The following is a 14,053-nucleotide window of genomic DNA, read 5'->3' as shown; positions in this document are numbered from 1 at the left end:
TTAACCCTTTGCCTTTGCTTCGATTTCCTCAGCGGAGAGGTGTTTGATCTCTTCCCAGGCCCGTGACTTGCCGGGGTTCAGCAGTCCCTTGGGGTCCATCCTTTTTTTCCACGCCAGATGGCGATAGTCGGCGTTCTTCAGCCCGCCACCTTCGACATGATAAGTATGCGCATCCGCAACGCTGTGGTTGTGCTGCTGATAGATGCCGTCGATCTCGCGCAGCCGTGCCTCGTCCTTGAACCAGATGATCGGCAGGTCAAAGGCCACGATCTTGCCGTCCAGCAGGGCGAATTCGTGGTGCTGCCAGACGTCGTCGCCAAGAGCGGCACCCACGGCGGCAACCGCATCGGCGTCCGCAGGATCGGGTACGCCGATCTGCTGATAGGTGGCCGAGCGGTCGGCCTTCAGCACCTGCAATGTCGTGTGGTTATACGCAAACTCGAAAACATGCGGTATTTTTACCGCCTGACGTTCTGCATCCGTCATCGCAAGGTCCAGATGGCCGCCCTGATCCGAGATCAGCTTTCGGAACGCCTCCATATCCTCGGCCGGAACCAGCGAGACCAGCAGATGCTTGCCTTCCCGAATGTGTCCTTTGAGGCGCGGAAAATACTCGACGATCCGCGCTTCGACCGTACTGGCCAGTTTTCGGCCGATATCTGACGCAGAAGCCAGGGCGTAACCTGCGGCATAGCAATCCCGGTAAGTATCAAAAGTCGCCATGCAGCCGACCCAGTCGCGGTGCGGCACGGTGCGCAGGGTGACTTCGGTGATGACTCCGTTCAACCCCCAAGCATGGTGAATCTGTAGCGCCTCTTCGGCGTCGAATATATGCTCTTGCGGGTGTGCCTCCATCGACAGCGCCTTGAGCTGGATGATGTTGCCCTTTTCGCGTAAAGCCCCGTTAGCAATCGAGCCGATACCGGCGGACCCACCGGCGACAAAGCCGCCAATGGTGGCGATATCCTGCGTCGACGGGAACATGGTCATTTCCCAGCCCTGCGCCATCAACGCCGCGTTCACATCCGCCATCAGCGCACCAGCCTCGGCGCGCACATATCCTTCACCTATCTCAAGGATCTTGTTCATCGCCGTGGATTCGATGATCAACCCGCCCTTCAGGGGCACCGCCTGTCCATAATTCCCGGTCCCTCCGCCGCGCAGGGTAACGGGCAGGTCTTCCTCATAGGCGCGTTGCAGGCAGTGACGCATCTCGGACGTGGTCTTTGGGACCGCCACCAGATCGCCAAAGCACTTTCTGAGCTGCGCGTTCAGCAACGGGCTGTACCAGAAGAAATCCCGCGAGCGTTTCTTGACCAGCACAGGTTCCGAGATCACCTCGACCGGGGTCAGGCTGGCGGCAAAGGCGTCCCAGTCGGTTTCGGTGCGGTCCATGGTTTTCGCTACCATTTTTGTTCTCCTTGCAAGGCCACGGCCAACGGGCGCGGCGAGCTGCCGTTGCCCAGAATGGCCGTGACCGAGGGGGCGTCGAACAGTTGCAGATCCCCGATTGCGGCCCCATCGACGGTTACGGGGGCAAGGCCAAGCGCGCGGCGCGCGCTGGTGGTGATCATTGGAAGATGGCTGCCAAACGGCGGGTCCAGATGCGCCGCCAGAGCGGCCAGCGAAAGGGTTGCCAGCGGGTTATGGCTGCCCAGCGGGCAGAAGGCGTCGCGGACATTGTCGGCACCCAGTACGACGTTGACGCCCGCATCCTGCAATTCGCGAATACGGGTGATGCCACGACGATCCGGTGTTCCGTCGCTGCGGCCCTGAAGATAGAGGTTTGTCGCGGGCAAAGCAGCGACGGAAATTTCGGCCCGTGCCAGTTTGTCAGCGATGCGCTGAACGTCAGGGTCTTCAAAGTTCATCAGGCTACAGGCATGACCGCACAGCACAGGGCCCTGAAACCCGGTTTCCAGCGCGGCATCCGCGATCACCTCCAGCCCGCCCAGGCCGGATTCCAGCCCCTCATCGACGTGAAAATCAAGCGCGGCATCAATCTTTTCCGCGATGCGGAATGTGCTGAGGATACCCTCACGCCGGTTGGGCTGGTCCAGAACAAACGCGCCCAGGACCGCATTTGCCTGCGACACCTGACGGGCACAAAGCGCGGCGTAATCATCCTCGGTCATTCGGGCCACATCGGTCAGCGCCGCGCGTTGCATGACAATACCGTCAGGCAGGTCTTCGGCCAATTCCCCTATGATGCCCCACGCCAAGGGAGTGGCCGCCGGATCGGTGGGTGTGCCCCAATCCACATGCGTGCGAATGGTGGCACAGCCCGCATTCAGTAATTCCTGCAACCCGCGCCCCGCACGCGCGCGGATATCAGCTTCGGTCCAGTTCTCGCGGTCCAGCGCCTGGGCCTCAATGGCCTCGGCCAGCCCGCCGCCCACGCCATCCATCCGGTCGATGGTGTGGCATTTGTCAAGATGTACATGCGGTTCAGAAAACTTGGGCAGGACAAGGCAGGTCGGAGATGCGCTGGCAGGTTCCAGCCCTACCACACGGCCATCGCGGATTATCAGATCGCCCACCAGGCAATCGCTTTGACGCTGCCCACCTAACTTCTTGTCCGCCAGCAGCGAGATGGGGACCAGAACACCGGGCAACCGTGCGATGGAAGGAACTGCATCTCTCATGAGTTGCTCCTGTGGTCGAACCGGGCAAACTCGGCGAGAAACAGCGCGAAATTGCGCCCGGCGGAGGCCAGCATCGCCTCGCCTTTTTCCACAGTGGCGGAAGAGGCATCGCCACATACACCATCGGGGTTAAGATCACCTGCAATCCACCCGGGGGCGGCTGGCTGGCCGGTCAGGCCGATGAACTTGAACTCTTGCTGCCAATCTTCCATCGCTGTGCGAAAATTCTCCGCCTTGCCCATGTCCACCAGACCGGGCCGGGTCGCTAACATGGCTGAGGTTTCGCTGTCGCCGGCATGCAGGTCCACGGCATAGGAGGTCGGATCGAACAGCCCCTCGGTTTCGGCGAAACCGGACCACGAACACACCGCCACAATCAAATTGTGGTCGATCCGCAACTCACGCGCAGCGACCTGCAACAACGCGGTATTGCCGCCGTGCCCGTTGAACAGGACCAGACGCTCAACCCCGGCCTGCGCCACCGAAGCGCCGATATCGCGCAGAACGGCCAAAAGCGTTTCAGGAGACAGGCTCAGAGTGCCGGGGAAATGGTTGTGTTCGCTGCTTTTGGTGATTGTCAGCGCGGGTAGCACCAGTACCGATTGCTCTGCGCTGAGGTTAGTCAGCATTCGCGCGACCGCATCTTGTGTCAGGTCAGTATCGACCGAAAGCGGAAGGTGCGGACCATGCTGTTCGGTCGCGCCCAGTGGCAGCACCGCTACCGTGTCAGATGGCAAAGCCCCGAAATCAGGTGCCTTCAGATCGGCCCAATGACCTTGAACACTCATGCCGCCCGCCCCAGGAAACTGTCAAGAAACCCGTTGAACCAACGCCCCTGCGCCGCATCGTGCGCATCCATCAACCGGTTCTGCGTCTGCTCATCCTGCACACCTGGCCTTCCGTACACATGTTTCTTGCTATCCTGCCAGCGGCGGAACCCAGTTGGCGTGACTTCAGCATGGAATTGAAAGCCGTAGACGTTATCGCCATAACGAAAGGCCTGGTTCGGGTATTGGGCATTGCCGGCAAGCCGGACCGCCCCTTCGGGCAGATCAAAGGTGTGATAATGCGCCTGGGTGACGACCAGCGGCTTCGCAAGAAAGCTTCCCGCCTCTTCCGTGGGCTCAAGCGGGTAGTATCCGAACTCGAAGCACTCTTCTTCCGGTGCCCCGGCCCAGGCGCCCAGGTGATAGGCAATTTGCTGACATCCCTGACAGATGCCCAGCAGTGGAATTCCCTGATCCAGGCATTGGCTGATCCAACGATCTTCCTCAAGCAGGAAGGGGTGTTTTGATGTTTCAAAAACATCGAACAGACCACCATAGATCACCGAGGCGGCAACCTCGCCGACATTATCCAGACGGTCCCCGGAAAAGGGTTTGCGTGTTACGGCTTCATAGCCGTTTGCAGCTAGCCAGGTGACGACTCGGTCATCGTTGGGCTCATCGCCATGGCGCACCAAAAGGACACGCGGTGCCATATTCTCCCTCCTTCAGAGAATTGGTTTGCGTGGCCCTGATATTGATCTGTGCCAGAGAGTTTCTTTAGGCTTGCAAACTCACAGCTATCTTGCAAGCCTTTTGTGTGATCTGAAATTGAGCAACAAAATGAAAACCTTAACGCCAAAGTCCATTCGACCTCCATTTGGTAATTATGTCCATGGCACCGAGATACCGGCTGGGAAACGGATGGTTGTCACCTCTGGTCAGCTCGGTATCCGGACCGATGATTCGATCCCGGAAAGTTGCTATGAACAGGCCGTGATTTGTTTCGAAAGCATCCGCGAAATCCTGCGCGATGGAAAAATGGAACCCTCCGATGTTGCCCATATTTCAGCTTACGTAACCAGCCGCGAATACATGGCTGATTACATGCGTGCACGGGACGAATTTCTGGCCGGAACCGGGCGGGTCCCAAGTTCAACCTTGGTGATCGTTTCAGGGTTCACGCGCGAAGAGTTCAAAGTCGAAGTGGAGGTCATGGCCGCAAAGTAATACTCGCTTTCGGACTTGCCCTGCCAGACGCAAAGCAACGTCAGTCTGAAGATACTGTCTTGGCGACTTCAGACGCCTTTCTTCAGGCAGGCTTCCGCTTGGCTGCTTACACGTAATCAAGTTGGCATCGCCTTATGTGGCTGTCCTCGCTCCGTGCATATTCCACCGGGTCTCGCCCGGGACTGTCGCTTGTTCGCCATGTGGTTCTTACGTTTCTGACCATTCCGGTGGAGGAGGGTCATTCAATCACTTGTGTCGGTATCAAGTTTAGCGTGAGTTGCGTGCGATCGTCATCGAACGTGACCGGTGCTTTAGTTCTGCCGCATCGACAGACGGCAGCATCGCTGTCTGCAATCGCTGCAGAATCTCATCCGGTATCGGTGCCGCATGAGGGCTTGGCTTTTGCCGGACGTGAAGCTCTATGAATTCACCGACCGCTGCGAGATCACCGTCTCTGAGCATTTCCATATGCAAGTGAAAGCGCTTTTCATCACACTTCAAAATTCGCGTTTCGGTGCGAAGATGGTCGGCTTCCTTCACTTCCTTCAGATAATATTTGTGGTCTTCAAGCAGGTAAATCGTGCACCCGGTGCGTGCGCGATAATCAGCATCGAAACCGACCTCATCCTGTATTGCATCGACGGCGTAACTGAACACCAGCCCGTAATAGGCGTCTTGCATGTGGCCATTGTAGTCGATCCATTCAGGCTTCACCGTGGTTTCAAAGATGAACATCAATCTCGGGGCACCTCAAGATCATAGAAACGTACTGCGGTTTCTCTGAACACCGCCGAATGCACCTCAGCGGGCACCAGATCATGGTAGGCCTGCATCAGAGAGGCGTAATCGCCGTAAAGCTTGTCGACCGGGAAATTTGAGCCAAACATGACCCTCTCAGGTCCGAATTGTTCAAGACAGGCTTCGACAATCGGGCGAATGCTTTCAGGCGTCCAGTTGTGATCGAACATGCCCAGACCGGAGAGCTTGCACGAGACATGCGGTAGATCGGACAGCGCGTATAGTCTCTGAGCCCAGTCGTTCAGGCCCGCCGGGCTGCGGTCATGCGGTGAGCCTGCGTGACACAGCGCAACCCGGGCGTCAGGAGCCTGCGCCAATACCCCTGCCGTTTTCTCCAACAACTCAGGAATGAGCTGCAGATCAAAGCTGAGACCGCGCCGTCCGGCCTCCTGCAGTCCGACCAGAAATCGCGGATCGTCCAGCAAAAGATTGGTACCTGTCTGCACGTCCTCTCCGGGTGCCCGGCCAACGATCTGGCGCACGCCACGCACAGTTGGAAGGTCCTGAAACGTGTCAAGCTGATTGGGCAGGTCGGTCGAGGTCAGGTCGCAGAACACAACTTGCGCCATCGGCCAGTCTGGATTGGTATCAGCGACGGTTTGGACCCACCGGGCTTCGTCCAGACCGTTTTCTGCCTCCACCTGGATGTGGATCGAAGCACCGACTCCGCAGGGTACGGCTTCGGATCGGAACTCGCGCAGCATATAGTCTCGCTGAATCAGCGTCGGGTCGCCAAAGAACCTTTCCACTCCGCGTGCCATCAGCCAGGGATAGAGCACCGCCTCAAGGTCCCAAAGGTGGTGATGCGCGTCGATCCAGTCGGTCATGTCCGCGGTACTTCCGCCATGCGCCCAAGAATATCTACACCCTGTTGTTTCCAGAAATGCAGCAGGTCGATAAAGATCCAGTTTTCGACCAGCTTGTCGCCCTCGCGACGATAGATGTCGATCACGCGGAATTCACCGGCCTTGTCGGTGGCGGGCATGCCCATGAACCCGCCGGTGGGCCGCGCCGTGAAATTCGGCCAGCCAAAAAAGCCGCCATAGTGGCCTTCAGCCATGCGGCAGATGTGTTTGGTCTTTGAACGGTCCGTGAAGGATGCGCGGAACGGGCCTGAGTGCTGCTTTGCATAGCGCTCGATCGTATAGGTCGCACCGATCCCGGCAGGGCCCCACCAGATCATGTCGTCATGCCAGGTTTGGGTGAGTTCATCTTCGATCGAAAGACCCGACTGCCAGGTACCCAAATCGCCGATCATGGCATTTATGGCGGCAAGCGTGGCCTGACCCTCAGCCTCAGGTGCATCATCGTAGAGCAATCCGTCGTGGGTCAGCGGGCCGGGCTGTACCAGATGCGCCGCTGTCTGCGGCGGGAAGGGGTTGAGCCCTGCCTGCATCATCAGGTGCGGAATGTCGAAATACATCGCGGTTTCCACGATGCGGCCATTTTCGACCTTGTTGAACTCGCAGTAGCGCAGAAAAGTCATCTTTCCGGTAGGCGCGATGCCCAGCCAGGGCCGATCAAAGAGGCCCATCAAGTGACCCATCGATACTACCCAGGTGCCTGTGAACCCGTCCATCTCGTTGCGCCCTGCAAAGAAGACGTCCTGCCGCCGTTGCATCTGTGTCAGTGACAGGCGCAGCGGCGTCCAGAATTTTTCAGCCAGTGCGTCCGATCCGGTCAATTCGCCGAACGGATGGAACCCGCGCCACAGCGCATCGGGTGTCATTACTTCGGAAAGTATCGATCCGATTCGATCCGGAGAAGTACCGTCCAATATAGTATAAAGGTCTCGAACGAATTGTTTTTCTTCCTGAAAGCTCACAGCTTTTTCCCGAGTTTTTCGCCTGTTTGCAGCATGTGTACTTGTCGATCCAAACCTTGCATGTCCAGTACATTCGCAGACGAAGGCCACGCACTTGTGAATTCAGGTACAGTCGAACCACGCATGTTCAGGCGGTAGGATAGGGCTGTTCTGGTCGCAGTCCCGAACACCTAAAGGGACGCAACCCGGCGCAAGTTTTCGAGCAGCCAAAAGTGGAGCGGACTGTTGGCATTGCGTGCGTGTCGAACAGCTTGCAGTTGAAAACCGCCGACCTCTATCGGCAATGGTCTGTGGACGATATCGAAACGTTGTCCATTGGTTTGGGCGACACGCTCGGGCAGCGTTACGACAAGATCCGATTTTTCGATGATCGAGAGCGCCGAAAAAAGCGAGGGAACGACCGTGCGAATATTTCTTTTGTAGCCTTGAATTCGCAACGCTTCGTCCACCCTGTTTCTGATCAGACCGTGGGGCGACACAAGCAGGTGGTCCACTTGCGCCATGTCATCGAGTGTCGGGTTTGCAGTCAACAGAGGGTGGTCGCGGCGACCAGCCAGAACGTAGTGCTCTGTATAGAGGTCCTCGACAACAAAAGACGCCTCGCTTTTTTGTGGAATATCAAAGTATCCAATGGCGAGGTCGATCCGTCCATGCACAAGAGCGTCGAGCGCCTCGCTATAGACGAATGGATAGGCCTGTACATCAATGTTTGGGCTGAGGTTGCGCATTTCGGCAACAAGCTTTGGTATCACACTCGTCAGTTCGTAATCGAACGCGCCGATCCTGAGGTCGGTCGCAGTGGAAAGTGGGTCGAATTTTTCCGGGTCTTCGAGCGTTTCTGAAAGCAGCCGTACAATCCTGCGAATTTTGGGTTCCAATTCATGCGCCAGCGATGTCGGTTCGAGCCCGTGCGCGCGGCGCAGAAAAAGCGGATCCTCATAGAGCATGCGAAGTCGTTTCAAGGCATGGCTGACAGCCGGTTGGGTCAATCCCATCTCGCGTGCAACCTCTGTTGCTTTGCGATGCCGCATAAGGCTGAGGAAGATCAACAGCACCGTTGTGTCGATCAATCTCAAATTAATTTTGTTTATATCTACCATAGAACGATTTCATTATACTGAATATCGTCCTTCGCCTAGTCTCTTTGCATACGTATGCACGGCGACCCATCAGGGAGGGACTCAATGGCCGAGATTCAACTTCGCAACGTTGGAAAGCGTTGGGGTTCGTTTGTCGGGGTCGACAATTTCGACCTGACGATTTCCGACAAAGAGTTTCTGGTTCTTCTTGGTCCATCAGGCTGCGGCAAAACCACGACGATGCGTATGATCGCGGGTCTGGAAGATGCCAGTGAGGGTGACATCCTGATCGACGGCGCCCGTGTCAACGACATGGAGCCCAAGGATCGTGACGTCGCGATGGTGTTCCAATCTTACGCTCTGTATCCGAACATGAACGTTTACGAGAATATTCGGTTCCCGTTGAAGGTTCGCGGCATCGACCCCGCCACCCATGACGAAAAAGTGCGCCGCGCATCCGCTATGGTCGAACTGGACGACTTCCTGCACCGAAAGCCCGCAGAATTGTCGGGCGGTCAGCGCCAACGTGTTGCGTTGGCCCGTGCCATCGTGCGGGAACCGAATGTATTCCTGATGGATGAGCCGCTGTCGAACCTCGACGCAAAGCTGCGCGTGTCGACCCGTGCGCAGATCAAGAACCTCAGCCATGAACTGGCGGTGACCACGATCTACGTGACGCACGACCAGATTGAGGCGATGACGCTGGCCGACCGTGTGGTGGTAATGAAGAATGGTGTTGTGCAGCAGGTTGGCAGCCCGACCGAGATCTACGACACCCCGGCCAACACCTTTGTGGCCAGCTTTATCGGTAATCCGGCAATGAACCTTATGGAAGGCGAAGTTCGGGGTGGCACGTTTGCGGCCAAAAACGTCGAAATCACGGGGTTGAACGCTCCGGACGGCCCGATGACATTGGGCTTCCGGGCCGAAGATGCCGGCCTTGCCGCCGAAGGACAGGGGCAGATCAACGCGCCTATCTACACGCAGGAATTGCTGGGCGATGCCACCATGATTTCTGTTCGTGTCGGCGGTGCCCTGGTTTCGGTGAAAGCGGACAAGAATTTCCGAGCAGAGATCGACGACATGGTTTCAATCTCGGTTCCAGCTGAAATCTGCCATCTGTTTGACGGCAAGACCGGTGCCCGGATCTGAACACGGCCCCGCTTTATGATCGGGGACAAACCCCGGCGTTAGAAACTCATGCGTGAACGGGCCACGCACTCAAAAAACTCAGAAAAACAGGGAGACAGAAATGTTCCTTAGAAAAATCGCTACAGCAACCGCTTTTGTAGGTCTGATGGGTTCGGCAGCTTACGCCGCCGAATGTGGCCCGGAAGGTCAATCCATTCGAATCCTCGCCAGCGACTTCCCGGCAATCCACGCAGTCGCGGGAGCCGCTGAAGCCAATTGTGGTGGGGCTGCAGCTGAATTCAACACCAACCACACCACCGAAGCGCGTTCGATCATGAACGCCGCTCTGACGCCAAATCCGTCGGAATATACATCGGTGATCCTGGCCAACTCGACGTTGACCCAACTGATGAACGACGGTTTGGTGCGGCCGCTGAATGATCTGGTTGAAAAATACAAGGACAGCATTCCGCCGAACTTGCTGATCACCATTGATGGCAACGTCATGGCCGTGGCCTTCATGGCCAACTCGCAGCACCTGTTCTCACGCAAGGATATTCTGGAACAGGCTGGCGTCGGCGGCATTCCGGCAACGTATGAAGAAGTCATAGAGGCCGCCGAGAAAATCCGTGCCGCCGGTATCATGGAGCATCCGATCGCGATGAACCTCCAGACCGGTTGGAACGTGGGAGAAGTATTCAACATGATCTATCTGGGTCATGGCGGTGAGTTCTTTGAGCCTGGTTCTGCTGAACCTTCGATCAATAACGAAAAGGGTGTGGCCGCGCTGGAAACCATGAAGGCCCTGGTGGAATACGCCCACCCTGACCACCTGACCCACGCGTCGAATGAAACGCAGGGCCTTTGGGAATCCGGTCAGGCGGCTCTGGCCGTCATGTGGGGTTCGCGTGGTGCGCCAATTCTGGATGATGAAGGGTCCACCGAAGAGGTGACTTCGAACACGGTTCTGTCTGCTGCGCCAACCGTTGGTGGCGGATCGATCCCCGCAGCCACGTTGTGGTGGGACGGTATCACCATAGCATCCAACGTGTCGGACGAAGAGGCAGAGGCCACCTTTGCTGCGCTGATCAGCGGCCTGACCCCGGAAATGGTGGCTGCGAACAACGACGATGCAGTCTGGCTGCTTGAAGGGTTCAAGCCCGGACCGGCTGCGGCGGGTGTTGCCGCAACCGTGCAAGGTGGTGCCAAGCCATATCCGATGATTCCGCAGATGGGTCTGCTGCACGCGGCGCTCGGCTCGGAACTTGCGGATTTCCTGAAGGGTGACGAAAGCGCTGAACAGGCCTTGGCGGATGTTGAAGCCGCTTACCGGACCTCGGCCAAAGAAGCTGGCTTTCTCAAGTAACTCTCCCCGACTTGAGGGGGCGCAATCTGCCCCCCTCATCTTTTTTCGGACTAAAAACTGGGACGTACGCCATGAAGCACCGCACCTTTTTCTGGTTCATTCTGCCAACGCTTTCCGCAATGATCCTGTTCATTGCTCTGCCGATCGTCTCGGTTTTCGTCCAATCGCTCTTTGTCGAGCATGAGCAGGTTCTGCTGGTCTCTGAAAGCTGCGGGCCGTTTGGATGTACCCCGACCACCACCGTCGACACCGAAGCAACGGCAAAGCTACGTGCAGAACAACCGCTGGGCCAATTCAATGGTCTGGGCACCTACATTAACCGTTCGCACCTGGCCTTTGCAGAGATCGGAGAGGCGTGGGCGAATTCTGACAGCTTGGGCGATTTCTGGTCTCAGGTGTATAACTTGCCGTTCTACAGCGCCTTGACCTTCACCCTGGCCTACACCTTCATAGTCACGCCGTTGGTTCTGGCGCTGGGACTGGCTATTGCCGTAGGTGTCAACACTCTGCCCCGTGCGCTCAAAGGGGTTGCGATCTTTATCTCGCTTCTGCCGTTTCTCGTTACTCCGTTGGTTGGCTCGCTGATCCTGTTCTGGATGGTCGATGGCGACGGCGTTATCGGCGCCACCATTCAGCAGATATTCAATGACCCGTCACTTAGCCTGAAGGCGTCGACGGCGCTGACATGGACCATGCTGATGGTCTACGGCGTGTGGCATACCCTGCCGTTCAGTTTCATCACCTTCTACGCAGGTCTGCAAACCGTCCCCGATGATACGATGGAAGCGGCACAGATCGATGGCGCGACGAAGTGGCAGCGCTTGATCCACGTGATCGTTCCGCACCTGATGCCGCTGGTTTCGTTTGTGACGCTCATGCTGATCATGGACAACTTCCGGGTTTTTGAGCCAATCGTCAGCTTCAAGGCCGAAGCCCATGCACAGTCGCTTAGCTGGATCATCTTCAACGACCTGCGCGAAAGTGGCAATCCGCTCTATGCGTCAGCAGGTGCAACCTCGCTGATTACCATCATCCTTGCGTTGATCCTGATGTCACCGGTGCTTGTTCGCACCTGGCGCGACTTCACCCGTAAATCTCACTGAGGACACGACATGGCGACCAAAGCACAATCCCGCATGACCCCGCTAAAGCTGTTCTCTTACGGCTTCGTGGCCCTCTGGCTGATAATTGCCGCCTTCCCGTTCTTCTGGACCTTCTGGGGCAGCTTCAAGGTACAGGCCGACTTCTTGTCCAAGGCCGACTGGATGAACGCCCTGACCGGTGCCAACACGATTGAGCAAACCGGCAGTGCCTTTACCGGTGCCGGCTATCACGGGGCATGGATTCTGGAAGATTTCTGGTTCAACTTCAAGAACACCGGCATCGTGGTTTTCTTCACCGTGCTCATCTCGCTGACCTTCGGAACGCTCGGGGGGTATGCGTTGGCGCGGTCCGGTTTCCGTTATGCCTTCTGGATCCTAATGGCCGCACTTGTGTTCCGCGCGATGCCGCATATGACACTGGTTTCGGGCTATTTGCTGTGGTTCTTTGAATGGAATGTTTGGGGCATCCTGCCGACAACCATCATCGTGCTTGTGGCTATCAATCAACCCTTTACCCTGTGGATGCTTCACTCGTTCTTCAAGAACATCCCCAAGGACATGGACGAAAGTGCCATGGTCGATGGCTGCACCCGGTTCCAGGCCTTCCGGCATGTAATCGTCCCGGTCATGTGGCCCGGCGTGATCACCACCGGTCTGTTCAGTTTCCTGCTGGCCTACAACGACTTTACCGTGGCCGTGATGCTTCTGAGTGAAGAGAATGAGACCATCATTCCCGCCATCAACAGCTTCATGGGCACCACCCAGGTTGAAGGCAAGGTCATGTACGCGGTTGCTGCCGTGGTTTCTGCCACCGCTCCGCTGTTTGTCCTGATCCTGTTCTTCCAGCGCCAGATCGTCAGCGGTCTGACCGCCGGAGCGGTAAAGGGCTAGTGAGCTCCGCCGCCAGACATAACGCAGTTGGGCGCCACCCGGCGCTCAACCGGATGCCAAGGGATTTTCTGACGGCCGACTAACCCTCCCCGTCCATACAGAAAACCCCTTGGTAACCATAAAAGGAAGAGAAAGATGAAGGGCTCCCGCCCCGAACAGGCCGTGCTGACACGCGACACGGACATGAGCAAAACCGACCAGACCCGCGCGGTGATCGAAGGGATGGTCGATGGGCTGAACGACCACCGCATTGACGACATTGGCGAGTTTTTCACGGAAGGGTTTCGCTGGATGGGCAACCAGGGCTACGGCACCAAGACCGGGCTCAAGGAATTTCAGGAAAACTGGCAGCGCCCATTCCAGGCTGCGTTTTCCGACAAGACCTGCATCGACGAAGCCCGGCTTTACATGGGTGAATGGGCTGCGGCCTTTGGCCGGCAAGAGGCAACCCATTCCGGTGAATTTCTGGGCATTGCGCCCACCGGCAAGCGGGTCGAGATCCGCTATATGGATTTCTGGAAAGTCGTCGACGGCAAGATTGTCGACAACTGGGTGAATGTCGATTTCGCCCATGTCGCCGCTCAACTGGGCGTGGACCTATTTAACGGCGAAGGCTGGGAAACATTCGACCGGGGAGAAAAGACTCCGCCTCGGCCCGACAATTGAGGATTAGGACAATGGCTATCGAACATCTGAAACGCGGCAAACCCGAGGCCGACCGGGCCGAGGATGACGCCAAGACACGCGCCGTCGTTGAAGCGACGCTGAAAGACATCGAAACCCGCGGTGACGCAGCAGTGCGCGAATTGTCGGAGAAGTTCGACAATTACTCGCCGGAAAGCTTCCGCCTGAGCCAGGAACAGATTGACGAGCTGATCGCCTCGCTGTCTGAGCGCGAACTGGTCGACATCAAGTTTGCACAGAAGCAGGTAATGAACTTCGCGCAGGCGCAGCGCGACTCGATGTTGGATATCGAGGTTGAAACCCTGCCAGGCGTGATTCTGGGTCACAAGAACATCCCGGTGCAGTCGGTTGGTTGCTACGTGCCGGGCGGCAAGTTCCCGATGGTGGCTTCGGCGCATATGTCAGTGGCGACGGCCAAGGTGGCCGGTGTTCCGCGTATCATTGCCTGCACCCCGCCGTTTCAGGGCAAACCGAATGCTGCCGTGATTGCGGCCATGCATCTGGGCGGCGCGCATGAGATTTATGTCATGGGCGGCA

Annotated in this window: 15 protein-coding genes; 7 read left to right on the top strand and 8 right to left on the bottom strand. The window is 57.3% G+C overall.

Going from position 1 to position 14,053, the window contains the following annotated elements:
• Genes GOW98_RS19195 through GOW98_RS19180 form a run of 4 tightly spaced genes read right to left on the bottom strand, consistent with a single transcriptional unit; the run spans position 1 to position 4,125 of the window.
• Positions 1–1,410 carry an FAD-binding oxidoreductase gene (locus tag GOW98_RS19195; protein WP_170335011.1) on the bottom strand — a complete coding sequence of 470 codons (1,410 nt, stop codon included), beginning with the start codon at positions 1,408–1,410 and terminating at the stop codon, positions 1–3.
• Positions 1,404–2,645, bottom strand: coding sequence for an amidohydrolase family protein (locus GOW98_RS19190; protein ID WP_170335009.1), 1,242 nt, complete (start codon positions 2,643–2,645; stop codon positions 1,404–1,406). The genes GOW98_RS19195 and GOW98_RS19190 overlap by 7 nt, the downstream gene beginning before the upstream one ends.
• The gene (locus tag GOW98_RS19185; RefSeq protein ID WP_170335007.1) at positions 2,642–3,433 is read right to left on the bottom strand and encodes a creatininase family protein; all 792 of its coding nucleotides are present in this window, start codon (positions 3,431–3,433) and stop codon (positions 2,642–2,644) included. Before GOW98_RS19185 ends, GOW98_RS19190 begins: the two co-directional genes overlap by 4 nt.
• The gene (locus GOW98_RS19180) at positions 3,430–4,125 is read right to left on the bottom strand and encodes a glutamine amidotransferase-related protein (RefSeq protein ID WP_170335005.1); all 696 of its coding nucleotides are present in this window, start codon (positions 4,123–4,125) and stop codon (positions 3,430–3,432) included. Before GOW98_RS19180 ends, GOW98_RS19185 begins: the two co-directional genes overlap by 4 nt.
• 127 nt (positions 4,126–4,252) lie before the next feature.
• On the opposite strand from GOW98_RS19180, the gene GOW98_RS19175 reads away from it, so the two are divergent.
• Positions 4,253–4,639 (top strand): RidA family protein, encoded by a 387-nt coding sequence (locus GOW98_RS19175; RefSeq protein ID WP_170335003.1) that lies wholly within the window; start codon positions 4,253–4,255, stop codon positions 4,637–4,639.
• A gap of 267 nt (positions 4,640–4,906) precedes the next feature.
• Here GOW98_RS19175 and GOW98_RS19170 read toward each other — a convergent pair whose 3' ends face one another.
• From GOW98_RS19170 to GOW98_RS19155, 4 genes are all read right to left on the bottom strand, one after another.
• Positions 4,907–5,374, bottom strand: coding sequence for a thioesterase family protein (locus GOW98_RS19170; protein WP_170335000.1), 468 nt, complete (start codon positions 5,372–5,374; stop codon positions 4,907–4,909).
• Positions 5,374–6,264 (bottom strand): amidohydrolase family protein, encoded by an 891-nt coding sequence (locus tag GOW98_RS19165; protein WP_170334998.1) that lies wholly within the window; start codon positions 6,262–6,264, stop codon positions 5,374–5,376. The genes GOW98_RS19170 and GOW98_RS19165 overlap by 1 nt, the downstream gene beginning before the upstream one ends.
• A complete protein-coding gene (locus tag GOW98_RS19160; protein ID WP_367646871.1) occupies positions 6,261–7,166 on the bottom strand; it encodes an ester cyclase in 906 nt (301 codons plus the stop codon). The genes GOW98_RS19165 and GOW98_RS19160 overlap by 4 nt, the downstream gene beginning before the upstream one ends.
• Positions 7,167–7,432: 266 nt before the next feature.
• Entirely contained in the window at positions 7,433–8,362 is a 930-nt protein-coding gene (locus GOW98_RS19155; RefSeq protein ID WP_170334994.1) for a LysR family transcriptional regulator, read from the bottom strand.
• An 84-nt stretch (positions 8,363–8,446) separates the two neighbouring features.
• On the opposite strand from GOW98_RS19155, the gene GOW98_RS19150 reads away from it, so the two are divergent.
• From GOW98_RS19150 to GOW98_RS19125, 6 genes are all read left to right on the top strand, one after another.
• Entirely contained in the window at positions 8,447–9,493 is a 1,047-nt protein-coding gene (locus tag GOW98_RS19150) for an ABC transporter ATP-binding protein (protein ID WP_170334992.1), read from the top strand.
• Positions 9,494–9,593: 100 nt separating this feature from the next.
• Positions 9,594–10,838, top strand: coding sequence for an ABC transporter substrate-binding protein (locus GOW98_RS19145; protein WP_170334990.1), 1,245 nt, complete (start codon positions 9,594–9,596; stop codon positions 10,836–10,838).
• A gap of 71 nt (positions 10,839–10,909) precedes the next feature.
• Positions 10,910–11,941, top strand: a complete 1,032-nt coding sequence (locus tag GOW98_RS19140; protein ID WP_170334988.1) for a carbohydrate ABC transporter permease — start codon at positions 10,910–10,912, stop codon at positions 11,939–11,941.
• A 9-nt stretch (positions 11,942–11,950) separates the two neighbouring features.
• Complete coding sequence (locus GOW98_RS19135; protein WP_170334986.1) at positions 11,951–12,832, top strand: carbohydrate ABC transporter permease; 882 nt, start codon at positions 11,951–11,953, stop codon at positions 12,830–12,832.
• Positions 12,833–12,967: 135 nt separating this feature from the next.
• Positions 12,968–13,498 (top strand): ester cyclase, encoded by a 531-nt coding sequence (locus GOW98_RS19130; RefSeq protein ID WP_170334984.1) that lies wholly within the window; start codon positions 12,968–12,970, stop codon positions 13,496–13,498.
• Between the two features lie 11 nt (positions 13,499–13,509).
• Positions 13,510–14,053, top strand: a 544-nt coding sequence (locus GOW98_RS19125; RefSeq protein WP_170334982.1) for a histidinol dehydrogenase, incomplete at its 3' end; no start/stop codon positions are given.

The sequence above is a fragment of the Ruegeria arenilitoris genome, assembly GCF_013032445.1.
Classification (GTDB): domain Bacteria; phylum Pseudomonadota; class Alphaproteobacteria; order Rhodobacterales; family Rhodobacteraceae; genus Ruegeria; species Ruegeria arenilitoris_F.
This window is presented reverse-complemented; position numbering and strand designations above follow the sequence as displayed.